25 protein-coding genes are annotated in these 25,153 nt (G+C 36.4%); 13 read left to right on the top strand and 12 right to left on the bottom strand.

Translation table 11 applies throughout. The annotated features are described in order from the left end of the window. The first annotated feature begins 53 nt into the window (after positions 1–53). The gene (locus fad_RS05505) at positions 54–1,754 is read left to right on the top strand and encodes an MFS transporter (RefSeq protein WP_081142483.1); all 1,701 of its coding nucleotides are present in this window, start codon (positions 54–56) and stop codon (positions 1,752–1,754) included. Positions 1,755–1,788: 34 nt separating this feature from the next. Then, complete coding sequence (locus fad_RS05510; RefSeq protein WP_081142485.1) at positions 1,789–2,478, top strand: GNAT family N-acetyltransferase; 690 nt, start codon at positions 1,789–1,791, stop codon at positions 2,476–2,478. A 43-nt stretch (positions 2,479–2,521) separates the two neighbouring features. Here fad_RS05510 and cobJ read toward each other — a convergent pair whose 3' ends face one another. From cobJ to fad_RS05525, 3 genes are all read right to left on the bottom strand, one after another. Then, positions 2,522–3,265: a precorrin-3B C(17)-methyltransferase gene (gene cobJ / locus fad_RS05515; RefSeq protein WP_081142487.1), complete on the bottom strand. Its 744-nt coding sequence runs from the start codon at positions 3,263–3,265 to the stop codon at positions 2,522–2,524. 113 nt (positions 3,266–3,378) lie between these two features. Next, positions 3,379–4,236, bottom strand: coding sequence for a methylisocitrate lyase (gene prpB, locus fad_RS05520; RefSeq protein ID WP_081142489.1), 858 nt, complete (start codon positions 4,234–4,236; stop codon positions 3,379–3,381). After that, positions 4,229–5,518, bottom strand: a complete 1,290-nt coding sequence (locus fad_RS05525; protein ID WP_081142491.1) for an MmgE/PrpD family protein — start codon at positions 5,516–5,518, stop codon at positions 4,229–4,231. The genes prpB and fad_RS05525 overlap by 8 nt, the downstream gene beginning before the upstream one ends. 107 nt (positions 5,519–5,625) lie before the next feature. Between fad_RS05525 and fad_RS05530 the strand changes: the two genes are divergently transcribed. Then, complete coding sequence (locus fad_RS05530) at positions 5,626–6,465, top strand: DUF929 family protein (protein ID WP_081142493.1); 840 nt, start codon at positions 5,626–5,628, stop codon at positions 6,463–6,465. Between the two features lie 170 nt (positions 6,466–6,635). Here fad_RS05530 and fad_RS05535 read toward each other — a convergent pair whose 3' ends face one another. Both fad_RS05535 and trxA read right to left on the bottom strand, forming a co-directional pair. After that, entirely contained in the window at positions 6,636–7,592 is a 957-nt protein-coding gene (locus tag fad_RS05535) for an NAD(P)/FAD-dependent oxidoreductase (protein WP_081142495.1), read from the bottom strand. 10 nt (positions 7,593–7,602) lie between these two features. Further along, positions 7,603–7,959 (bottom strand): thioredoxin, encoded by a 357-nt coding sequence (trxA, locus tag fad_RS05540; protein WP_081142497.1) that lies wholly within the window; start codon positions 7,957–7,959, stop codon positions 7,603–7,605. A gap of 139 nt (positions 7,960–8,098) precedes the next feature. On the opposite strand from trxA, the gene fad_RS05545 reads away from it, so the two are divergent. Then, a complete protein-coding gene (locus fad_RS05545; protein WP_081142499.1) occupies positions 8,099–8,467 on the top strand; it encodes a helix-turn-helix domain-containing protein in 369 nt (122 codons plus the stop codon). A 24-nt stretch (positions 8,468–8,491) separates the two neighbouring features. Here fad_RS05545 and fad_RS05550 read toward each other — a convergent pair whose 3' ends face one another. Next, positions 8,492–9,418 (bottom strand): IS5 family transposase, encoded by a 927-nt coding sequence (locus fad_RS05550; protein ID WP_081142501.1) that lies wholly within the window; start codon positions 9,416–9,418, stop codon positions 8,492–8,494. A 146-nt stretch (positions 9,419–9,564) separates the two neighbouring features. On the opposite strand from fad_RS05550, the gene fad_RS05555 reads away from it, so the two are divergent. Further along, positions 9,565–9,975, top strand: a complete 411-nt coding sequence (locus fad_RS05555; protein ID WP_081142503.1) for a molybdenum cofactor biosynthesis protein MoaE — start codon at positions 9,565–9,567, stop codon at positions 9,973–9,975. Here fad_RS05555 and fad_RS05560 read toward each other — a convergent pair. After that, positions 9,939–11,294, bottom strand: a complete 1,356-nt coding sequence (locus fad_RS05560) for an MFS transporter (RefSeq protein ID WP_081142505.1) — start codon at positions 11,292–11,294, stop codon at positions 9,939–9,941. The two genes, fad_RS05555 and fad_RS05560, sit on opposite strands and share 37 nt — an antisense overlap. A 91-nt stretch (positions 11,295–11,385) precedes the next feature. On the opposite strand from fad_RS05560, the gene fad_RS05565 reads away from it, so the two are divergent. The 4 genes from fad_RS05565 (at position 11,386) to asd (ending at position 16,160) form a co-directional block, all read left to right on the top strand. Further along, positions 11,386–12,798 (top strand): FAD-binding oxidoreductase, encoded by a 1,413-nt coding sequence (locus tag fad_RS05565; protein WP_081142507.1) that lies wholly within the window; start codon positions 11,386–11,388, stop codon positions 12,796–12,798. Further along, positions 12,785–13,990, top strand: coding sequence for a (Fe-S)-binding protein (locus tag fad_RS05570; protein WP_081142509.1), 1,206 nt, complete (start codon positions 12,785–12,787; stop codon positions 13,988–13,990). The genes fad_RS05565 and fad_RS05570 overlap by 14 nt, the downstream gene beginning before the upstream one ends. A 116-nt stretch (positions 13,991–14,106) precedes the next feature. Next, the gene (locus fad_RS05575) at positions 14,107–15,153 is read left to right on the top strand and encodes an amino acid kinase family protein (RefSeq protein WP_081142511.1); all 1,047 of its coding nucleotides are present in this window, start codon (positions 14,107–14,109) and stop codon (positions 15,151–15,153) included. Then, the gene (gene asd / locus fad_RS05580) at positions 15,138–16,160 is read left to right on the top strand and encodes an aspartate-semialdehyde dehydrogenase (protein ID WP_081142513.1); all 1,023 of its coding nucleotides are present in this window, start codon (positions 15,138–15,140) and stop codon (positions 16,158–16,160) included. The genes fad_RS05575 and asd overlap by 16 nt, the downstream gene beginning before the upstream one ends. Positions 16,161–16,268: 108 nt before the next feature. On the opposite strand, the gene fad_RS05585 is transcribed toward asd, so the two are convergent. From fad_RS05585 to fad_RS05605, 4 genes are all read right to left on the bottom strand, one after another. Beyond that, a complete protein-coding gene (locus fad_RS05585) occupies positions 16,269–17,684 on the bottom strand; it encodes an ATP-binding protein (RefSeq protein ID WP_081142515.1) in 1,416 nt (471 codons plus the stop codon). Positions 17,685–17,994: 310 nt separating this feature from the next. Then, on the bottom strand, positions 17,995–18,633 hold the full coding sequence (locus tag fad_RS05595) for an HAD-IB family phosphatase (RefSeq protein WP_009886239.1): 639 nt from the start codon (positions 18,631–18,633) through the stop codon (positions 17,995–17,997). A 1-nt stretch (position 18,634) separates the two neighbouring features. After that, positions 18,635–20,026, bottom strand: a complete 1,392-nt coding sequence (gene proS / locus fad_RS05600; protein ID WP_196795581.1) for a proline--tRNA ligase — start codon at positions 20,024–20,026, stop codon at positions 18,635–18,637. Between the two features lie 27 nt (positions 20,027–20,053). After that, positions 20,054–21,091 (bottom strand): TDT family transporter, encoded by a 1,038-nt coding sequence (locus tag fad_RS05605; protein ID WP_081142521.1) that lies wholly within the window; start codon positions 21,089–21,091, stop codon positions 20,054–20,056. A 194-nt stretch (positions 21,092–21,285) separates the two neighbouring features. On the opposite strand from fad_RS05605, the gene fad_RS05610 reads away from it, so the two are divergent. After that, a complete protein-coding gene (locus tag fad_RS05610) occupies positions 21,286–21,906 on the top strand; it encodes a hypothetical protein (protein WP_009886242.1) in 621 nt (206 codons plus the stop codon). Positions 21,907–22,017: 111 nt separating this feature from the next. Here fad_RS05610 and fad_RS05615 read toward each other — a convergent pair whose 3' ends face one another. After that, entirely contained in the window at positions 22,018–22,323 is a 306-nt protein-coding gene (locus tag fad_RS05615; RefSeq protein WP_081142523.1) for a hypothetical protein, read from the bottom strand. A gap of 293 nt (positions 22,324–22,616) precedes the next feature. On the opposite strand from fad_RS05615, the gene surE reads away from it, so the two are divergent. The 3 genes from surE to fad_RS05630 all read left to right on the top strand — a co-directional run bounded on the left by surE (position 22,617) and on the right by fad_RS05630 (position 25,083). Then, positions 22,617–23,426, top strand: a complete 810-nt coding sequence (gene surE / locus fad_RS05620) for a 5'/3'-nucleotidase SurE (RefSeq protein ID WP_009886244.1) — start codon at positions 22,617–22,619, stop codon at positions 23,424–23,426. Between the two features lie 105 nt (positions 23,427–23,531). Then, on the top strand, positions 23,532–24,371 hold the full coding sequence (locus fad_RS05625; protein ID WP_081142525.1) for an ABC transporter ATP-binding protein: 840 nt from the start codon (positions 23,532–23,534) through the stop codon (positions 24,369–24,371). After that, a complete protein-coding gene (locus tag fad_RS05630; RefSeq protein WP_081142527.1) occupies positions 24,361–25,083 on the top strand; it encodes an ABC transporter permease in 723 nt (240 codons plus the stop codon). Before fad_RS05625 ends, fad_RS05630 begins: the two co-directional genes overlap by 11 nt. Positions 25,084–25,153 lie beyond the last annotated feature (70 nt).

Genomic DNA, 25,153 nt, shown 5'->3' on the forward strand with positions numbered 1-25,153 from the left:
GTAATAAATAGTTTAGTAATAATATTTATATAATGTATTGCAATTTTAAACTGATGCAGGAAAAATGGATTGCACTCAGCAACACAACTATAGGACAATTAATGGCCACAATAAACACCAGCATAATTATAGTAGCACTTCCATCAATTTTTGTCGGCATTCATTTAAATCCTATGCAGGCCAGTTCATTTCCCTATCTTTTATGGCTTATCATGAGCTATATGATAGTTCTCTCTGTACTTCTCGTCAGTATTGGAAAACTTTCCGATATATTTGGACGGGTAAAAATATTCAATCTTGGTTTTTTAATTTTTACCATAGGTTCTATATTGCTTTATATAGCACCGGGAACAGGATACACCGTGGCTCTGGAACTTATAATATTCAGGATTGTCCAGGCTGTGGGTGGGGCATTCATAATGGCCAACACATTTGCCATAATCACAGATAACTTTTCACCTAAAGAACGTGGTTTTGCAATTTCCATAAACAGTGTGGCTGCAGTTTCCGGAGTGAGCATTGGTGTGGTCCTGGGAGGAATCCTGTCAACCATATACTGGAGGGACATTTTTCTTATAAGTATACCAATAGGCGTATTCGGTACTTTATGGTCATTCCTTAAACTGAAGGACGTCCGGGAAAGGGCTGCAAGGCATATAGACATCCCGGGCAATATACTCTTTGCTGTAGGCCTTATCATATTGCTCCTCGGTGTAACATATGGCATAACTCCCTATAAGAATAATCCCATGGGATGGACCAACCCGCTTGTGATATCAGCCCTTGCAATTGGGGCGATAATGCTGGTTCTGTTCCCATTTGTAGAAAACAGGGTAAAAGGTCCCATGTTTGATATGCGGTTATTCAAATCAAGAAATTTTAGCATAAGCATATTTACAGCATTTGTTTCTGCGATGACCATGATGGGGTTAATGTATATGCTCACGCTCATATTTCAGGGAATATGGCTCCCGATACGTGGATACCGGTATGCAGTAACCCCCCTATGGGCAGGCATATATATGCTGCCATTGCCAATATTTATGGGCATATTCGGGGTTCTTTCCAGTAAACTTGCAGACCGGTTTGATGCAAGGTGGCTTACTACAATAGGGCTTTTCATATCTGGTTTTGCCCTGCTTGCACTGGTTGCCTTAACGTATAACTTTTCCTATGTTTTCCTCTCCATTGTAATAAGTATTTTCGGAATAGGCTATGGCATATTCAATGTTCCCAACTTGACCGTGGCCATGTCATCTGTTCCGGCAGATGAAAGGGGAGCTACGTCAGGAATACTCAATACTATGAGAAATACTGGATACGCAGCAAGCATAGGGGCATTTTTCTCAATATTGTTGCTTGGGCTTTCATTAACGTATCCTGGGTCAATCACACATGGGTTGACAGTTGAAAATGCTAGTAGCCTTGTCCAGTATTTCAATAATATTCCACCTACAGAAATATTATTTTCCACATTTCTCGGGCTAAACACTGTAAAGGATGTTATCTCTACAGTACCAGCAGGTGTTATTTCAGGTCTCCCTTCCGGGGTTATGGACACTATTTCCGGCCATATATGGTTCCCTGAAACTATAGCCCCGGCTTTCATGACATCCATGCACGACGTATTCTACGTTGGTTTTGGAGCATCGATCATTGCAGGGCTCGCATCGCTCTTCAGAACGCCTTCCGATGGCGATAATGAAGCAAAAGTAAGGGATAAGGATGCTCCACGGAACAATAGGTCAAAATAGAAAATCTATTTAAATGCTATTAAATTAATCCACCATGATAAGGAAAGCCAATGTAGAAGACTGGGAATCTATAAGTTCCATTTCGGCAAGGGCAGGATATGATGATTACATTAACAAAGAAGTTGGTATAGCCTATCTGTATGGGCATGACGTTTACGTACATATTTCACAGGAAATTGATGGTTTTATTAAACTGGAGCCACTTGATGATAAATCATTATGGTTCAGTGGATTGAGAGTAGATCCGGAATCACGCAGGAAACGTATAGGGACAAAACTTCTCAAATTCGCACTTGATCATGCTATAAACAATGGTTATAAGTCACTCAGATGCATGGTAGAAACAAATAATATTCCATCTATCAGGCTTATGGAATCTTTCGGTTTATCTGTTGTTGATAAATATTTCTTTTTTTCCGGAGGGATAGATATATCCTATTTTGAAAAATCATATTCTTACAGTGGAAATTATGCCAATAAGGAGTGGAAGTTTGATAGTGTGTATGAGACTGTTTATTCCCAGGGAAATAGGCAAGTTTATCTTCATGCTGGAAGAATGCTATACTATACCGTATTAAGTGGGGATGAATTCAAATATACTGATGAAGGGTCAACCTGCGCCCCGGAATCAATTGCACCTTTTATAAAATTGCAACCTGACTATGGATTTAAATCTGGATATATATTTGAAATGGGAACCTCGCATAGGCCAGATAACTTATAAATTCATTACGTAGTAATTTCTATTAACAGCTTTGAATGCTGGCCTAGATGCTATACTTATTATGATAATTTCTCGGAGTTATCATGTATTTTCCATATACGTACGTACTTGAATTGCCTATTACTATCAGGGTAAACATATCAATATCAGATTGCAGGAAGTTCCCCAGTGTTGATATTTCTACTTTCTGTTCTTTCCTGTAAGCATTTGTCACCAAACCCACAGGTGTGTCTTTGTTTCTGTATTCAAGCATTATTTCCCTTGCTTTCTTTATAAGTTCTGTTCTTTTTAAACTTACAGGATTATAAAACGCAGTGACAAAATCACCGGCACCTGCAGCATGGATTCTTTTCAGTATAATATCCTCCGGCGTTAATTTATTGCTAAGGCTTATGGAGCAGAAATCATTCATAAAAGGAACTCCCAGCAACGACCCTGCAGAACTTAATGCCGTAATGCCAGGAATTATCTGCAAATCTATTCTGTAATTATGTGATGCAATAATTTCAAAAACGATGCCTGCCATGCCATATATGGCAGAATCCCCACTGGAAACAATAGATACAGTTTTTCCGGACATTACATATTTTATTGCATTATTTGCACGCCCTATTTCGTCCGTTACAGGCCCTGATTCTATTTCCTTATCGCTTACAAATTCTTCAATTAACTCTATATATTTGCTATATCCCATAATAATATCGGAGTTTTTCAGGCTTTCTATGGCATCACCGGTGATTTCCCCGTTGCTGCCTGGCCCGATACCGATTAAATATAACTTAGGCATAGACCTTCATAAATGAATTAATAATATTCTTTGCTATTTTTTATAAATAAATATACAACACTGGATAAATATGTCTCCATATATAATGGAGCCTTACAGATAATTTTCAATTTTTATTTATCATTCGCCTTTGAGGGCTTATCAGAAATGTTCTTATCGAAGTCCTGATAAAAATCATAGTTTATAACTTCGTATTGCTCCTTCCTGGTCATCATTTGATCAATAATTTTTTCCTGATTTCCATCTTTTTTGAGTGCATCCAGTGCTAAATCCATAGCCTTTGCAGCTATTCTAAACAATGTAACCGGGAAAATAACTATCCTGTATCCCATTTCCTGAAATTCCCCTGCTTTTATAAATGGCGTTTTTCCGAATTCAGTCATATTTGCCAGCAATGGGAAGTCTGTATTGTCTGCAAAATATTTGAATTCAGTGCGATCTGTAAGGGCTTCCGGAAATATTATGTCCGCGCCCTCTTTTATGTATGTTTTAGCTCTGGACAGGGCATCCTCCATGCCTGTTACAGCCCTTGAATCTGTCCTTGCAATTATCAAAGCATTCTTTCTTGCTGCATTTGCTGCCCTTATCTTTTCAACCATGTTATCTCTGGATATAACCTCCTTTCCATTGAGGTGCCCGCATCTTTTTGGTGAAACCTGGTCTTCAATCTGTATAGCAGATGCCCCTGCTTCTTCCAGGAGCTTAACAGTCCTGTATACGCTCAGGGTTTCTCCAAAGCCTGTATCAGCGTCAACTATGATAGGTATGTCTGTAATTTCGTGTATTCCCCTTACCATATTTGTAAGCTCTGTCAATGTTATTACACCCAGGTCTGGGAGGCCCATGGATGCCGTTAATCCACCGCCGGACAGATATACAGCCTTGAAGCCTTTCCTCTCTGCCAGCATGGCAGAAAACGGATTATAAACGCCTGGAACAGATAAAAATTTGTTATCAAGAAGATTAGACAAGTTCTGACACCTCCCTGTCTTCCATTGTCCACATATCCTTTAAGGAATCTGTAATTCCTGTAAGCCTGACAAATTTTGATTCAATTTCTCTGTCATCCATAGGATTCTTATAATGCCCTCTGGGTATTTCTATCTCGCTTTCAATCTTCTTTCCATTGCACTTTGCCTCCAATCTTATTGGCAATTTATCCGGGTACTGTTCTGTGAATTCTTTCAATTCCGTTACGTGGATTTTTCCCATCAGTTCAGAAATCTGCTTATTTCTTATATCATTATAATTATTTACCCAGAAATCCTTATTGACCAGAGTCGAAGCTATGATGAAAGGAAGACTATGGTCTGCGGTTTCCTTGTTTTCCGGATGCCATTTCTCCTTATCAGCAAGTATAGAAACTGCTGCCTCGTAGGTATAAACCTCTATTGAATCGGTATGATGTAAATCAATGTCATTAACAAGTTTCAATGAGGCTTCAACTGCAGCCATTGCATGATATTCAACAGGATATTTCTTAACGTATGTCCTCATAATTCCATTAACTTTGCTGCCCTCCAGTTTTGAGAAATCCATATCAGGGGCAACTATATTTTTGAACCCCATTTTGCCTGACAGTGGCTCAGTTGGAGATGTAAAACCATATAGTGTTGCCAGGGTTCCGAAAACTGAATTTCTGGCGCTATTTGCTGCTGCGCCCGCCTTCCACATTGTGAGGCCCCCAACCCTTGGCTGCCTTAATGCCACATGTGGAACAAGAGCTATTGATATTGCATTTATTGTCTGGCTTTCATCAAATTCCAGCAACCTGGAAAGTGCTGCTGCCATGGCTATTTCTGTAAAATTAACATGATCATAACCTTTTGCCCTCAGGGATGTGGAATCGCATAGCCTTGTGCCGATTTCATAACCGACTGCTGCAGCGGTGATCAGGTCTTTCCCTGTTTTGTTGAAAATGGAAGAGAGTGATACCAGTGGGCCAAACATATCGCTTGGATGCAGTGGTTCAAGTGAAAGATATGTATCATTAAAATCCATATATCTTATAAATAAAGAATTTAAGAATGCAGAATAATCAGGAGATGATGTACCCATGCCTATAATCTTGGCATTGCCTGGATATAATCCTATCATTTTTTTAATTTTTAACGCCGCCGGAGAATCCATAGATGAATAGGCAACTCCAAGAGCGTCTATGAATCTTCGCTTTACTTCATGCTTTACGTCTTCTCCTAAACTATTATAGGATACCCCCGTAATAAATTCAGCCAGTTTATTTTCAATAGCCATAATAAATAATAACATCAAATAATATATTGTTTGTTATTGAGAAATTGATGATGAGATTAATTGCATCCACGAAAAATTAATAAAGAAGATTAAATTAATAGGTTAAATTGGCCAGCAAGAATAATAAAAAAAATAATAAAAGTACAAAGAAAAACACTACCAAAAAAGAAGGCTACGCCGGATTTATTAAAAGCCGTAATTTTAAATGGACAGTAATAGGTACTGCTATTATAGTGGTTATTGTACTGGTTGCTGTTTTTAATCCCTTCTTTGAACCTCCGGCAAGTATACACCCTGGCATATATTATAAAGTTTCAGATGGAGACCTTCTATCAAATGGAAGTTCGGCTGTATTCTTTTTATCATGGATAGGGTGCCCTATAGGTGCAACAGATTCCTGGGCTATTTATTCTGCGATTAACTCTACAAGTGATATATATAGCCATGTGATACTTCATTCAGCTTACAAGAAAGATATATACTCTAACGGCGTTACAGGCCAGCCGGGATTGTTGTTTAAAGGTAATTTTACCTTTACAACATCGGGCCATAAATTTACCTTTTACCCCTTATATATGTATAATCAAACAATGACAGGGACAGTAAATAATACAACTATTAATGGAACGCTTGCTTCATACGGGCTTTCTCTGATAAACCAGACTTATCCTGCAAAGGTTGCAGCAATGTTCAACAGGTATGCAGCTGATATTACATATAAAGGTCATCTGGAAACTACATTTATTATAACTGGGCCCCACGGAACATACATATTAAATGCGTTTATGTATGACCCTGTATCTGGCGGAATACTCGGAACTGGTTCACCGGATTATCCAAACTGGACTCCTAATTCTCCGCAATATGTGTGGTCTCATTTATCTGAATCAAAAAGTATAACAAAAGCAGCCGGGACATTTATGGGATATCTTGACAAGGCACAATGAAATCCACAACATGCTTCTGGGACAGGGAATTATAAAGATATTTCTACCTTTAAAGTTAAAGCTGAATAGTTGGTGAAATCACATACTTATCCATAACTTTGATTTTAATTACAATGTGGAATAGATTCTCGATAAAAGATAAATTTACATAAATAAAAAAATAAATACAATTAATTTTTTATAAGTTTCCAGTCACTTTTTGCTGCAACTTTACCCTTTCTCTTCTGAACATAATTGTATGCAGAAAGTGCTGCTATAGCTCCCTGGCCGGCAGAGATTACAGCCTGTTTATATGGCGTATCCGTAACATCGCCACATGCAAATACTCCATCTGTAGAAGTTTTGCAGTATTTATCGACAACTACCTCATTGTTCTCATTCAGATCTACCAGGTTCCTGACAAATTCAGATTTAGCAATATACCCTTTCTCCGCAAATACACCGGATAATTTTACTGTTTGATTGTTCCCGCTGGATTTGTTCTGGAAAGTAATGGATTCAACAGATTCTGAACCATTAATCGATGCAGGCACACTATCAAAGTATATTTCTTTATTTTCTATGCTATTAACGGTCTGTAGAAGTTCATCCTCTCCTGACAGCTTTTTAGCATTGGTAATATAATAAACTTTTCCGGCAACCGATGAAAGGTATACAAGTGCTTCTAGTGCATGGCTCCCATTCCCGACTACTGCGACTTCCTTACCTTTAAAAAGCGGACCATCGCAGATTGCACAGTATGAAATGCCATGCCCTTTTAATCTGGATTCACCTTTTACATCAAGGTCCCTTGGAGTTTTTCCGAATGCGAGTATTAAGGACATGGAAGAGTATTCTTTGCCTGCTGTTTTCAGGGAAAATTTATCACCTTCCTTTGAAATCTTTAAAACTTCATCGTACACGAATTCTGTTCCATAATGCTCTGCCTGTTCCTTGAACTTATTTGCCAGTTCAAATCCGCCGATCATATCAAAGCCAGGATAGTTCTGAATATCTGTTGTCAGCAAAGCCTGCCCGCCTATATCCTTTGTTATTACAAGTGTTTTCATGCCCTGCCTTGCAGCGTAAATTGCTGCAGATAGGCCGGAAGAAGCACCGCCAACTATTATGGTATCATAGGAATCCATGATATCACATTCATGCCAGGCTTTTAATTTTCTGTGCCAGAACTTCCTTGGGTACAACGCCTATTGACATATCAACAGCTTTTCCGTTTTTAAAGAACAGTATTGTAGGTATGCTTTCTATTCTGTAATTTCTTGATGTAACGGGATTTTCATCCACATTTACCTTTCCGAAGTTGGCAACATTTGCATATTCCTTTGAAAGTTCGTCAACTACAGGAGATAGGTATCTGCACGGAGCACACCATGCTGCCCACATATCTATGACTGATAACTTCGATGAACTTACGAATGACTGGAAATTTCCATCATTCAACTCTACAGGTCCGCTGGTTCCTGAACTTTTGCCAAATACATTATTGTTTTCCATTTTAATTACCCTACCACTAGCACAGCTAATCTGATAGCTATGTTATTGTTACTATATTATAAAGAAATATTTAACTGTATTGTATTATATTGTATAAACAATACAATACCGTTATATAGAAATTTGTTATACAGTATATATGGGTTCATTTAACCAGATACTGGACGAAAATGCAACATGCAGGGACATGTTTGAATATTTCTTTGACCTATCGCCAGCAGATGTAGCTGTGCTTTATTCCCTTGATAATGAAACAGGGGCAACACTTGATGAGGTTGCAGTGAAGGTACACAAAGACCGGACAACGGTATTCCGGTCCCTTCAGAGGCTTGTTGGAACAGGAATTGTAACGAAAAAGAAAAATATCCTTGAAAAGGGAGGATATTATTATTCGTACTCCAGGATTAGCAAAGCAAAAATAATAGAGCTTATCAATAACCGTGAGGGAGAATTCCATTCTGTACTGCAATGCCTGCTCAGGGATATGGAGAGTGAATTTAAAAAATAAGATGCCAATTAGTGTGTTGCATAATTAATAGGCATGTGTCATCCCTCTCATTATATTATAATTAACAACCTTAAGAGCCAGTTCCTGTATAATATACTCTATTTTCTTAGCTTTAATTACCTCTGTCATTACTCTTTTTAATCCTGAAAAATATATTTCTACAATCCACCTTTTACCATAGCTATTGTTCTCCTTCCACTGTTCCATGGAATTCTTTTTTATAAATCTTACAATCTTAGCCCTTGCAGATGAACCTCTGGATTTAGTGGAAGCATTCTTCCTGGGAGGTATTATTGCATTATATCCAAACATATTGTAGATATGTTTGGAATCATATCCCCTATCCCCGAATATCCTTAGAATATTGCTTTTCATCTTATTCAATAATACTTTTGCAGCCTTAGAATCATGAGTATGCTCATCTGTAATTGTAAATGATAATACATTAACATCCTTCATTGATATTATCACATGCAATTTGAGCCATCCTTTCCTTTTCTTATGCCATTTATGGCCTAAATAATCCCCTCTGATAGTTATCTTATATCCAGTAGAATCTATAATGCAATCCAGTTTATTATTAATATTGTTATTCAGATCTGGTTTTATTCTCCTTATTCTCCTGAATATTTCACTGTATGATATTGATTTTATATTAGCTATAATTGCTAGGGATCTTAACATGCCTTCAAGTGTTCTAAAAGGTATATTGAATATGGATCTTAATCTGGCTAAATACATTATCAATGCATCGGGTACTTTGTATGGATGGCCTATTTTACCATTATTCTTTTCCTCCAATAAAGTATCATAATCCTTTATGAAGGATAAATCTGTAAGGTATTCTACTCTGTCTACAAGTGATTCATTATACTTTTCCCATCTCCTGTTTGAGCCAATCCAGTACCTTTTTATACTTCTATTTATTTTATTATTGATTTGTGGTGTCAAAGCAAATCGCCCCTATATTTCACGATATAGGGGTTTTCCTTTTAAGTTTTAAATTTATCATGGGATAATTATTAAATTAGAATGAATTATGCAACACACTAGATGCCAATCAAAAATATTAATATTGATTAGCAATTATTATAGTAATGATCAAAATACAGGAAGAAAAAATAGACCATGAAACACTGGTAAATGAAGTTAAAAATGATAAGGCTGGCGCCATCGTCACGTTTTACGGAACAGTTAGATCAATAGATGAAACTTCTGATGACATTATCGCATTGATATATGAAGCATATGAGGAGATGGCAATTAAAAAAATACAGGAAATAATAAAAGACGCACAGAAAAAATATCCGGTAATCAATGTAGCTGTGATTCAGAGAATAGGGCGTATAAATGTTGGTGAGGATTCTATAGGCATAGCTGTTTCATCTGAACACAGGGATAGTGCATTTCATGCCTGTGAATTTATAATAGACAAAATAAAAATTTTGCCACCAATATGGAAAAAGGAAGTTTACTCCTCAGGCGAAGTCTGGAGGTCAGAGGCATAGCCTTTTTTAAAATATTTTGACTTTCCTGTATAAACTGCTATAACTGTAAAAACTGCAACTATTATGAACAGGATAATAGTGTTGAATTTTAATCCAACAAGAACAAGAATGGCTCCCCCTGTTAAACCGCTTACGGCTTCTGTAATTTTATTAAACATGTAATTCCAGCCATTGCCTATACCACGTAATGATGTGGGGATAAAACCATTGAGTACCGCATTATAAGCCATAGGGCCTGAATAATTCATAAAGATAATAATTATTGAAAATGGAATCACAAGATATACAGGCAGAATTCCAGCGAATGTTATGAACAGTGCAAATATTGCTATTGCAGCGATTATGGCAGGAATTACCGATGCACGGTAAATGCCTAAATGCTTAGCCAGTACAGGCGAAATTATTGCGCCGGCAAAACCAAAACTGTATATTACAGCATCAGCCCCCAGTATCTGATAAAATGTAAACAGCTTTAAGGTTTCCAGCATGTATGTAATATAAAATGCGAACCCCCAGCCTATGAATCCGACTATGCCATTCAGGGAAAAGGCAAAAACCAGTTCCCTGTTAAGGCGATTGTGGAATAATGAAATAAGATTTTTCAGGGTTACATGAGTTTTCTGGCCGGATTGGTTTATATTTATATCCTCTCCATAAACGTGCTTTATGACATCATGGGTTTCTTTGTATTTTCCATTTCCATAAAGCCAGATCGGGGTTTCAGTCATTCTTGACCTTAATAAGAGTATTATCGCTGCGAATATACCACCTATGACAAATATATAACGCCAGACCGAATCATTATGTATTATGTGATATAGAAGAAATACAGAGGCAATGGCTATTAACGCAACAACTGAAAAACTGTATGCCCATAATGAGTAATAACGGTTTCTCTGTTTCCTGCTGATATATTCATAAATATATGAAAATCCGGTTGCAACATCACTTCCAATGGAAAAGCCCATTATGAGCCTGAATAATGTAAATTCAAATATATTAGTAGAAATGGCGATTAAAAATGCGAATATAATGAATACTACCATATTATACATTAAAAGCCTTTTCCGGCCAAATTTATCGGTGAGGTACCCGCCAAAAATAGCGCCAGCAATGGCACCTATGTTGGCAGCAGCTACTGATATGCCAAGCATGAATCCAACAGGGTGGAGGTCAGCCTTAAAAAAATCAAGGACAAAGCCGAATGAAGTTAAATCCCAGACATCAAGAAATACGCTGGCGGAAGCTATAAATACCATATAGGCACCCTTTATATTATTGTGTTTATATACAAAATCAGCAACCGTATTGGATTCCATTGTACTGGTTAAGCCTCATGAAAATATAAATATTTGCGAATAAGACCAGGAAATAAGAAAGTATTATTAGTTAGCAGGCTTTACATTTATCATGCAAATATCAGGTAAAAGTGTTATCCAGGAATTGATAGATAAACTTGGAAAGGATATTGTTTTAACAACTAAGGAAGAATTAATACCATATATGAAGGATGCGTCATACATTAAGGGAAAGATGCCACTGGCTGTTTGCCTTCCAGAAAATGCAGGCCAGATTTCCAGCATACTCAAAATATGCAATAAATATAAAGTCAATGTTACTGCAAGAAGCGGTGGCACTTCACTCACCGGTTCATCGGTAGAAAGCTTTGACGGAATAATTATAAGCACCATGAATTTAAACAGAATTCTTGAACTTGATTTATCCTCAAGGTATGTGGTATGTGAACCAGGGGTGAGGATAGATATATTGAATATGGAACTTAAAAAGCATAATTTTTTCTACCCTCCTGACCCTGCCAGTTCAAGGGCATCAACAATAGGCGGTTCATTATCCACCAATGCAGGAGGACTGCGGGCAGTAAGGTATGGAGCCACAAAGGAATGGGTGCTTGGCATGGAAGTAGTTCTCCCAACAGGGGAAATTATAAGAACCGGGGAATACACACTGAAACGTAGTGCAGGCTATGACCTTACTGCATTGATGATAGGAAGCGAGGGTACGCTGGGAATAGTCACAAAAGCGGTATTAAAAATTGAGCCATTACCTGAAGCCACTGCAAAAATTATAGGGTTTTACCGTGATATATTATCTGTTGGGAAATCCATGGATACAATAAAAAGCCAGGGAATTACACCCATAATAGCGGAATTCATGGACCTGCCAACGATAAATTCAATCAAAAAGGCTATGGGAATTGAGGTACCTGCATACGCACAGTACCTTCTGATGGTTGATATTGACAGCCCCCCGGAGGCTTTAGAAAGGAAGCTTGCTTCGGCAAAAGATATAATGGGCAAATTTTCGGAGGATGTAATAGTAATAAGGGATCAGAAAAGGATGGATGAGATATACGCAGCAAGAAAAGGCGCATATTCTGCCCTTCTGGAACAGAGAGATAACAGCAACCAGCTAATTGTTATAGGAGACGTAATTGTACCATCAAGCCAGCTGGCAGATGCACTTGGTGAAATAGAGGGCTTTGCCAGAACTGATGGATTAAAAACCACCCTTTTTGGACATATAGGGGATGGAAACATTCACGCAAATATATTTATGGACAATACAGAAGAGGGCAGAAAAAAGATGGCGAAACTCCAGATGGATATAGCCGGGGTAGCTATAAGGCACAACGGATCGGTTTCTGCTGAGCATGGAATTGGAACAGAAAAAAATGAGCTACTTTACGAGGAGTATAAGCAACGAAATTCTCTATACACGCTTGAAGTAATGAGAATGATAAAGAAAGCGTTTGACCCGAACAATATACTGAACAGGGGGAAGATATTTTATGAACCTGATTAAGCAGATAGAGGAAATTACAGATAAATGCATAAGCTGTGGATTCTGTGAAAGTGTGTGCCCTACACTTGAGCCAGATGGGTATAATTCTGTATTCGGTGCCAGAGGCAGGGTAATCCTGGCTGATTTTGCATTAAAAGAAAATTCGGAAGGGGTTGAACTGGGAAATTCTTTCTATTCCTGCCTTGATTGCTATGCCTGCGTTAACGTATGCCCTGCCGGGGTAAATGCAGGGGTCGTAAGTGAACTTATGAGGGAGCTTGTAGCTTCCGGAAATAAGGGCAAAAAGAATCCTGTGGCTGAAATGATAAAAAGCAGCATAATGGAATACGGAAACCCCTTGGGGTTGAAGGAGGAATCAGCCAAATGGGCCGAGGGCATTAAATTTGATGACAGCAGCACAATGCTGATTACAGGGCAAATGTACCAGATGATGCCATATACAAGGAAAATCAACAAAGTTAGGAAATATATTGACGAGAATTTTACAATGAACATAGCATCTGCAATGATAAAGCATATATCACTTATTAAATTTTCACGGCATTTCTATGATAAGCAACTCAGGGATAAGATGAATGGGGATTTAAAAAATATCGTTTCCATGCTTCAGAAATCCGGTGTGAAGTTTAATTACCTGGGTGCTGAAGAGCCGTATCCTGGTATGTTCCTGCATGAACTGGGATATGCAAAGGAATTCAAGGAGTATGCGGAAACTGTATATAACTTGCTTAAAGAAAAGGGTGTGAAGAGAATTATTGCTATAGACCCTCATACCTATGATATTTTCAAGAATGTTTACCCCGAAGTTGTGAAAGGCTTTAAAATTCCGGTAGTTTATTACACAGACCTGCTCGATCTTGAATACAGAAAATTTAATGGCAATATAACAGTTCAGGAACCCTGCCATATTGTATTGCATAATAATAATTTTAAGGCTATTGACATATTAAATTCTGTGGCAGAGATAAAACTTCCGGAGAGGAGCGGAAAATCAACAATGTGCTGCGGTGGGCCAGACGAATTGCTTTTCCCTGATACAGCAAAAAAAGTTTCTATGAAAAGGTATAAAGATCTCAAAGCAAAATCTGATAATGTAATTACAATATGTCCATTATGTTACAATAATCTGGCATATGATGAAAATGTTATGGATTTTTCCGAATTTATGGGTAGCCTAATGGTCAAAAAATAATATTTTTCACTTTATTTATTCAAATTTTGTATATTAAATTACTGCCCCTCATTTCGTTATATACTGATTTCGAAAAATATTAATACTGAAGAGTCATACAAAATGAAAGTGGTAAAATGCAAGTTGTAAAGATCGGTGGATCAATATTGAAAAATAAGGAGGATTTAAACCTTATAAAACAAAAATTGATAGACTGCCATAATTGCATTATTGTTACATCCGCCCTGAAGAATGTAACGAATATGTTGATAGAAGCCTACGAAACAAAAAATACAGGTATTATTGACAGTATTTACCACATGCATACAGATATGATACAACTTGACAGCAATATAATATCAACCCTTGCAGGGATAAGGGAAGAATTGAAAAAATTAGTTGTTCAGGAAAATTCTCCTTCTTTGCGTGACCATATAATATCATACGGAGAGCGTATGTCAACCTTGCTTCTTTATAATTTCTTCAAGGACAACGGGGTTAATGCTTCGTATATAATAGAACCTTTGCTGGTAACTGATAACAATTATGGAGATTCAAGTTGCCTTATGGATGAAACGGCCAGAAAAATAGAGAATTGCGTTTTCGGAGATTTCACCATAGTGCCTGGATTTTATGGTACTACCATTGAAGGAAATATAACAACAGTCGGGCGCGGGGGCAGCGATTATACAGCTATGGTATTAGCTTCCATACTTAATTGCGATGTTAGAATAATTACAGACGTGCCCGGAATAATGACATCAGACCCGAAATTATTCAAAAATTCCAGGACGCTTGCGGAAGTTTCACTTAGTGAAGTCCTTAAAATGTCATATTTTGGAGTTAAGAACTTTAATTACAAAACCTTTATGCCAGTTCTTGGAACAGATATAAACATTACTGTGGAATCACTTTATGTAGATAGTGTAACCCGCATAACAAAAAAACCTGTGAATAGCATTAAATGCGTTGCTATGACAAATTATGGAAGGAAAGATAGAAAGAATATGCTTGTGTTTATAGGGCACGGACTTTCTGACCCGTCTATAAGCAGGGATATAATTTCTAAAATTGGAAAAGACCACCTGTATCATATGGATTCTCTTTCACTCTCCATTCTTGTAGATGAAGATCTGATAAAGCACAGCAACTATTTCGAAGAGGCGCCATTATGGATAAAATAAAAGTCTCACTTCTCGGGGCAACTGGCATGGTTGGCCAAAAAATGATTAAACTTCTGGCAGATCATCCATATATAGAACTGGTAAAGCTAAGCGCTTCTGATTCCCGTATTGGAAAAAAATATTCAGAAACTGTAAAATGGATAGAGAACGGAAGCATACCCGAAAAATTTCGCGACATGAAGCTTGTATCCACATCACCGGAGGACAATAAGGATGTTGATTATGTACTTTCAGCGCTTCCTCCAGAGGCTGCTGAACCTGTAGAATTAAAACTTGTTAAAAACGAGATAAATGTCATTTCAAATGCATCTCCATACAGGCTTTCTAAGGATATACCACTCATAAATCCTGAAATAAATTTTGAACATTTGAGGATACTGGAGGGAAAAGATACAAAATTCGTAAAAAATCCAAACTGCACATCTGCAATAATGGCAATGCCACTGGTCAAACTTTTAGGATTTGATTACGATAGAATTTCACTTGTTTCAATGCAGGCCATAAGTGGTGCGGGATTTTCCGGATTGCCATATATGTCCATAGATGACAATATAATACCTTATATCCATGGAGAAGAAGAGAAGATACCAGCAGAAATTTCAAAAATGTATGGAACAGTGCAGGATGGAAAAATCAACGGAAAGAATATCAGAATGTCTGTAACCTCTGTGAGGGTTCCGGTAAAGGTAGGACATATGGGTGTCCTTAACATGGAAATAAAAAAGGGTGTTGATGTAGAAGAACTTATTAAAAACCTGAATAATTTTTCACCCCTGAAAGGTTTCAACGGGCTTTACAATGCACCTGCACACCCCATAGTTGTACATAATGAGGCAGATAGGCCACAGAACGCAATAGATACATATAATGGCATGGAAGTCCATGTTGGCAGAATTTCATACACTGATAGGAATCTGAGAATGGTAATACTTGGCAATAACCTTGTAAGGGGCGCGGCTGGAATTACAATACTCACACTTGAACTCATGGAACAGATGAAATTATAATTATTTTCCGTGCTTGCTAAAATATATATTCCATCTAGATTTTGAATTTACTGTTAGTCGAGTGAAATATGTTTTCTATTATATCAATATCTGGTTTTTTAGATTATTTTAATCCGGGATGCTATTAAACAACTCACCTATTTTATTTAAATCTACTAATATTATATTTTTATCTATTTCAGATAGTTTAGTTAAATTTTCATCAAAACCAGATTTTGAAAATAATATATATTTATAAGGTTTAATAAAAACAGATTTATTTTGCAACGAATAAAGCACTTCAATTTTCAAGGGTTTATTTCTCCATTTAACTTCTCCCACAATAATATTTTTATCTTCAGTTAAAGCTATAATATCAATTTCCTCCTCATTTTTTCCATTATTTTCCAGTTTATTTTTCCCCCACCATGTTCCTATGCCTGTTATATTATCCCCGGTCAGGTTTTTGCCAAATTTAAATAGTATATTTCTTGAGATATCCTCGAAAATCTTTGATGTGTAAAAATCAAAATCATTTTTTATTATATTCAATAATACATTGTAATTATCTATTTCTATTAAATTCTGGTATGGAAAAATATATCTAAAAAAGAAATTGAAATAGTTATTATTTATTTTATATATGCTTTGTTTATTTGACTCATTACTGAAAAATGGTTTGCGTTTGCTTATTATTCCGAGTTTAATGAGATTGTCCAGATACTGGGTGATCTCTCCGCTGTTTGTATTTAATAATGATGCAATCTCGCCTATTCTATTATGGCCGGTTGAAATTATATTCAATATACTGAAATATTTTGAAGGTTCTTTCAGTTCTTCTTTTAATATAAAAAATGCATCATTATAAAAAATTGAATTTTTATTAATAACGGTACTTATTATATCATTGAACTTTTTATTTTTTAATGCACTTAAATAATATGGAAGTCCACCGGTAATCGAATAAATTTTAATCAGGTCCTGAACACTATAATACGGAAAAAAATCTTTAATTTCCCATAAATTCATTTCGTTTAGCAATATATTTCCGGTTCTCCGTCCATATAATGGAGATTCGTAACTTAATATTTTATCGTTTATTATTCCCATCAATGACCCCGTTATGATAATAAAAATTTTCATATCTTTAAAATATAAATCATAATATTTCTGCAAAATTGACAGTATAGATTTGTCCTTTGCTACTAAATATGTAAACTCATCAAGCGCAAATATTATTTTCTCATCAACATTTTGTAAATTTTTTATTAAATATTTAAATAAATCATCCCAGTTAGTTAATGGATTTCTGTAGGTTATATCATCATGAAAAAATTCGGCCATTTCCATTGAAAAATTTCTTATTATAATATTTATATCCTGCTGCGTTGCAAGCAAATAAATGTATTTTTTTGATTTTATAAATTCTTCTATTAATGCAGTTTTTCCAACTCTTCTTCTCCCATATATCAATATTAATGAGCTTTCATTGTTTCTGTATTGGCTAGTTAAGTAATTTATTTCATTTTTCCTTCCTATGAACATAGTTATAGATGATTTATAATGTTATAAATATTTCCATTTTAATAATTTGTATTATCATAATCTAAATTATCATAATATAGATTATGTTTAATATAAAATAAATAAAAAATATAAAACAACTTCTCGTCATATTTCTTTTTGATCCCTTGATAGAAAGCTCACTGGCTTTAGCTGTGAGAATATTCCAGTTATCCAGTATAGCTTTTACTTATTCAGCAAGCAGGTTATACCCGTATTTCCTATATGCGGATTTAACTGCTATTAACCTGGTATGTGGAATTTCTAACATATCCAAATATATCCGGAATTTTTATTCATTTATATAATCGATAATCGAATCTATATTGCCACTCAAATTTATTCTAGCAACTCTGGACAGAAGATCGCTATCACTATTAAATGCAATGAAATTATTCACAGCTTTATACATAGAATAATCTGATTCCGAATCCCCGAGAGCGATGCAATCCTTAGGAGATACGTTATGCTCTGCCATTATTTTCTCCATTACTATATCCTTTCTCATTGGATTTACCTGTACCTCACCCTCAGGAATTAATTTGCCCTCATGATCAGAAAAAATCCTGTTGGCATATGCTTCATCAATTCCAAAACTGTTTTTAAGCCTGTCTGAGAGCCATGAGATGCCTCCCGAAACAATTACTGATATAATTTTATTTTTCTTCAGGTATGCCATGCATTTTTCAATCCCCGGTATTACGGGTATCTCATCCAGTATGCCTTTTATCTCTTCCATGGTGATTTCTGGATATTTTTCGCGCCATGCAGCTATGTCCATTCTGAAAAAATCGTAGTAATCAAGCTTTCCACTTATATATTTCAAATAATTTTCCCTGTTGTTTATGCCCAGGCGGTTATTCACATAGAACCAGCTGCTCTTTTCTACTGTAAGTACTCCATCCATGTCAAAGAAAATTAATTTGATCATCCTAATATGTCCTCGAAAACGCGGATAGTTTCCCTGGACTGCCACATACAATGCACGGACCAGAGGTATTATCGTTCCTCACTGCACCTAGAGCCGCTTTTTCCGATAAGGATTCTATTTCGTCAGAGCAAGCCTTTGAACCGCACCAGTATGCAGTAACCATTTTATCTTCCTTTATTTTTTCCAGGCTGTCAATGAATATTTTATTTGCCATATAAAACTCCGATGCTTTTGATTTAATATCGAAATTTACTTCTTTCAGGTACTGGTACATATTGCTTATCTCTTCTAACTCAATTTTTATCTTTTTCTTTCTTGTCCTTAATGAAATTGTAAGTGTTTTATCGTTTACCTCCCGCTTTCCTATTTCTATTCTCACAGGAACTCCCCTCATTTCCCATTCATTAAATTTGTAGCCCGGTGTGTAATCGCTGTTATCAATCTGGCACCTGATTCCAATCTCCATCAACTTTGATTTAATTCCGTTTGAATATTCAATTATTTCATCGTAATTATCTGAAGGTATGGGCACTATTATTACCTGAACCGGTGCAAGTTTGTATGGCAATACAAGCCCTTTATCGTCTCCATGGATTCCTATTACAGCTGCCATAAGCCTTTCACTGAGTCCGAAAGTTGTCTGTGAAACGTATTTCATATCACCATTCTCATCCAGGTATTTTATTCCATAATTTTTAGCGAAATTTTCACCGTATTCGTGTATTGTCCCTATTTGAAGGCTTCTATACCCTGGCATTGGCGTGTCAAATGCAACTGAATACATAGCCCCTGGAAACTTATCCCAGTCAGGCCGGACATCCATTGAGAAATATATGCACAGGTCATCTGAGAGCCTTTCCATTATTTTTAAGTATTCATCCATCTGCTTCTCTGCATCTTCAAAATCCACATGTGCTGTATGTGCTTCGTAAAAATGGATTTCTCTGACACGGATAAATGACCTTGTGTGCTTTGTCTCATATCTGTATACATTTACTATCTGGTATATTCTGAATGGGAGGTCTGTGTGGGATCTAATCCAGAGTGGAAACATTGTATACATTGCAGCCTCGCTGGTAGGCCTTAGTGCAAGGTCTATATCCAGTGGTGTGGTTCCGCCCTTTGTCACCCAGTATATCTCGTTTTCAAACCCTTTGACATGTTCGAACTCAACCTCCAGCTGTTCTCTGGAGATTAATACAGGAAAACTCACCTCTTCTATCCCGCCATCATCCGAGTATTCCCTGAGAAGCGAATCTATGGAGTGTATTATTTTAAGCCCATAGGGGAGCCAGACATTCATTCCTTTAATGTTATACCGCTTATCGCTCAATTTTGCAATGTCAATAATTTCATTGTACCATTCACTGAAATCAATTTTTTTATTTTCCATCTGGCATTTATCTTTAACCATTATATATTATTTTTTAACCGGCCTGCCTGTTATAAAATATGTATTAATCCAGGAATATACATATAAAATTATAAGGGCTGCGGTAAATGCAATTATTGAATACACAAAAATTTCCAGTTTCGTGTAGTCGTAAATCATGTAATCTGCGAATGTGGATACACCAACAGGGAAAACATAAGCCCATACAGTCATGGATTGCCTCTTCTTTATGTGGGTAATCGCTATAGCGCCGGAAACAAGGAAGAGAAATAAATCGAATCCCCATAATATAACGGAAATGTCTATTGCAAGGTTTAGTGGGACGTTGAAAATTCCTATGTAATTAAACTGGGGCATGAACATAATATTTATTATTAGCATGCTTGAAGCTCCCACAGGAATCATTGCTGCTGGAACGGTCTGAAGATAATTTGGCTTATTGCTTATATGTGAAATATATGCTGAAATCCCAACAAAAAGAAACTGGAAAAAGGATATCCCAAATGCAACCATAACCATAAAATAAACTGTACGCAGAATTGTTGTGTTATAGTACCCGGACATTGGTGGAGTTAACATAATGGATGTAAGTATTATATTTGCACTCATAACAACGTTTGGAACAAGAATAGCATACGTTATCCTGTCAAAGCTATACTTATTTGTATATAAATTATAATTAAGTATTATATTGATAACCAGTACCAGAATATAAAAGAGGAAAAGAAGATAATAAAACAGGTATGCCACAAATGCGTTTACCCCTACATATGCGACATAGAAAAAGGCAAAGGCATAATAAAATATGCCCAGAAATGCCAGAAAGCTTAACTTTGTCATGTCATTATAATCCTCTTTTATAAGTTTTTTATTTTTTATATATCTGTAAATCCATGAGGCAAATACAAAAGCAAAAAATATCAGGACGATAAAATATATTATTTTTCCTATGTTAAAAATTAATACGTTGTGAAAAACAAGGTATATGATAAAAAACGCAAGTGAAACAGATAATGTTCCCAGAACAACGGGAAACCATGTTGAATCCAATCCCTTATAAGCCATTAAACTGGCAATAACTACATTATTAATAATTTCATCTATTTATTAATGGGTCATTAAGCCGGCAATAATTGGAGGATTAAATATAAGTTTATCTGGCAAAATAGGAAAGTCAAAGGATATACTTTCATGTTAATTATTACGCAAAACGTATTTAACAGTTAACATTTTTATAGTATAATTCTGTTATATTATTTATGAGAATAGCGGGACTTATTTCTGAACAGGCGATAGAGAATCCGGTAAAGGTCAATTATACATGGTATGAAAAAGCAAAGGGAATAATACAGTGGAATTTTGAAAACACAGGCAGTACCACAAGATCATTTATACTTTTAAGGGGAATTACAGAGAACAATAAAGTTTCTGAGATATATGCATTCGGTGACGCTTTCTATCCGCTTTATTATAAAAATTTCAATGTTGATTTCGTGACTGAACCGGAACCACTGGCTAACGTTTCGGCCAGAACCAATAATGCTCCCCTGGCAGTTATAGAAAATTCAGATTCCAGGTTGCTTGTGGCTTTTCTTTACACATTATCAGGTGGCAGCAAGTATTCTGTACTGGAAGGCGGCTGGACGGGAGTAGAACCGGGGGGAATTAAAATTGTACTTGCAAAATATTCAGGGACGAAAGATTTTAGCATAAAATATGAGAAAAAACAATGCACATTATATAATGAAGAATCCAGCACCGATTATGGATGCCCGGATGACCCGTTCACTGTTAAAAGCGCATTGATGAGGGTAAACAACCCCATAAAACCACTATTCAATGACACAATATCTGCAGCTGGCGATAACAATTGTGTGTAAATGCTTTAAAAAGCAATGAAAACAGAAAATGCTGAGGATTACAATAATGCACTTCAATGTATACTAGACCGGCATGACAATTAACCATGAATTAAATATAATAAATTATAATTAAGCCATTTTTTGCTTCATGTTTCTCTGGTGTTTTCCTGCATGTTCTGGACTTCTAGTTTTCCATCTTTGAGAAGATTTTAGAATCCTTATAGCTTCATCAGGTGATCTGGCTGTCTTTAAATTTTCAGCAAGTTCAGGAAAACCCATATAATTTAACCACATAGAAATATGCCCATTTATAATGTGGTAACTGGCTGCATCATAATCATAATTGCTAACACACTGTAATTCAGTTATAAGGCTTTCAATATCACAGGCAATCCCTAATATTTTATCATATGACTTAAATAAAAATGGTTCCATAATATATTATCCCTATGTTATATTTAAGTGTTCCTCTAACATGTTAGATACGTGCCCGCATTTATATATGAAAATGAAGCCTCATTGCCGGTTGCAATATTAAATTCACGACCAATCCTGCCCGATCGACTATGTTGAAAATGCTTCAAATGGCTATGCCACATAAATTAAACTTGCTATTCCCGGAGCCCCCATGATCAATGCTTTATTTGTGGTTCCTGGATAAATTTTCCACTTTTCCAGCAATATATGCACAATAATTATTAAATATTATATGGGTATATTATGGCATTATGATTTTGGTTACAAATGATGATGGTTTTAATGCTGCTGGCATAAAGCAGCTTTATAAAAACGCATCCATGGTGGATGATGCCGTAATGGTTGCACCGGATAGCATGAGAAGCGCTTCTGGAATGAGTATAACATTTACAAGGCCTATGAGAATACAATCACTGGAAACATATGGAATTAATGGATACTGTGTATCAGGCTATCCTGCTGACACAATCACGGTAGCACAGAATATTATATTAAAGGGCAAAAAGATAGATCTGGTAGCAAGCGGGATTAATATAGGCTCTAACATATCACTCAGATCAATATATGCCAGCGGAACTATATCTGCTGCAATTGCGGCTGCATTAAAGGGAATAAAGTCCATCGCATTTTCAATGGTTACTGACCAGATAAATGGTAATGAAGGGCCTGATTTTTCAAAGGCTGGAATGTATTCAAGATATATTATAGAAGAATTTAAAAAATCTGGATTTCCTGAAAACGCAGATATACTTAATATTAATTTTCCTGCACAGATTACAGATGAGACAGAAATCAAGGTTGTCCCCATGGCCGAAAATGTTTTCCATGATTATCTTGAGCATAATGTGGACCCCAATGGAAAGGATTACTACTGGCTGGGAAATACCGTAGAAAAAACGCAGGACAGGAATACAGATTACTACGTATTGATGGAGGAAAATAATATTTCCGTAACTCCTCTCTCTGTGTATGGGCACACTGTAAAAAATTATGAGCCTACAAGGAAATTTTTCGCTGGGATAACAAAAAAGATAATTGAAAATGAAGATAGCATGTTATAAATTTTAATAATAGAGCCTGATAGTTGAATTTCTGCCCATGATTGCTGTATAACAGGTCACCCTACGAAATGCAATATATTATATTATTCATGTTAATAGCCCAGGATGATTCAAATCCGGGAGCTTGAAAAAGAATATGGCAAACACCAGAGAGCCCTCGATCATATAACCCAGGATCTGGATAGTGGAATAGTATCAATCATTGGCAAAAATGGAGCAGGGAAAACAACTCTTTTGAGAATATTATCCACACAGCTGAAATCATCATCCGGTGATGCATTCATCGACGGGCTCAGTATTAATAAAGATATTAAAGAAATCAGAAATAAAATAGTAAGCATTCCACAGGAAGCGTCTCCTATAGGAATACTTACAGCATATGAGCAGGTTTTTTTATATCTTACAGGGAAGGGATTTTCTTTCCATTCAGCCAGGCAGGAATCCAGAATGGCCTTGAAGGTTGTTGGATTGGGAGATAAGATGGATGTCCCAACTGATATACTCTCCGGAGGCATGAAGAGAAAAATGTTTGTTGCTATGGCACTGGGATACAATGCTGAAACTGTATTTTTAGATGAACCCACAACCGGGCTTGACCCCTTATCCAGAATGGAAACATGGGGTGCAATAAAGGAGCTTACAGGAAATGTTGTTCTTACGACACATTATATGGAAGAGGCTACAGAGTTATCCAGGAAAATATACATGATGGACTCGGGAAAATTCATCGGGTCAGGAACTGCAGATGAACTCCTCTATGATTTAAGGGGTAAAGTCAGGATAGAATCTAAGGAGCAGATGCAGGGGTCCTATAGAATTGGAAATATATATGTAAAATATGTGGATAAATCGGATTTAGACAGATACGAAAATCTTTATTATTCGATTAAGCAGATATCAATAGAGGATTTATTTATAACAAGGGGGGTTGACCTTGAATCTTAGATTTATACTGTCAATGGCATGGTATTATGGAATCAAAACTATTTTCAGGGGCCCTTCCTATTTGATTGCTTCACTGGCAACACCTTTAACCTTGCTCTTTCTTGTATTTGTATTGAGCCATGGGGCCCTGGTTAAATTTGCTATTGTCGGAGGGTTGATTGCATTTGTTGGTTCTGTAGGCCTTTCCGGTGCTGGAGATTCAGCCTTTTTCAGGCTTCAATTGAGAATCCAGGATCTGTATGTTCCGAGCAAAGTTTCTCCATTTGATTATATGGCTGCCTTCACACTGAGCTATCTGGTTTTTTCTGTACCTGGAATAATACTGTATATTTATCTCGGGCTCTCTTACCATCTTTTCAACCTGTACGATTCTTCAATGATGTTGCTGGTTATGGTTTTATTGATAATATCTACCACATCTATATCCTTTATAATATCAGGTTCTATTAAACATTTAAGGAATATATGGGGCATAACCGGTATATTGACCATCATCACAAGCATATTGCCACCAACATTCTATCCATACAGTTATGTTCCAAAGTCATTTTTATACATTATAGCACTTTCGCCTACAACGCCAGCAGCAGTCATTGCCCAGGGTGCATTCGGGCTTTCAGTTCCTATGAATTCCATGTTTTACATAATGATAATTGAAACGGTAATCTATACTATACTTGCCAGAATACTTGTCAGATGGAGGGAAAACTAATAACCCGGATATTTATACATTTTTTGGATCAAAGCATTAAGAAATGCTTATATACTTTTCAGGCAATATG

This window comes from Ferroplasma acidiphilum (genome assembly GCF_002078355.1).
Taxonomy (GTDB): Archaea; Thermoplasmatota; Thermoplasmata; order Thermoplasmatales; family Thermoplasmataceae; genus Ferroplasma; species Ferroplasma acidiphilum.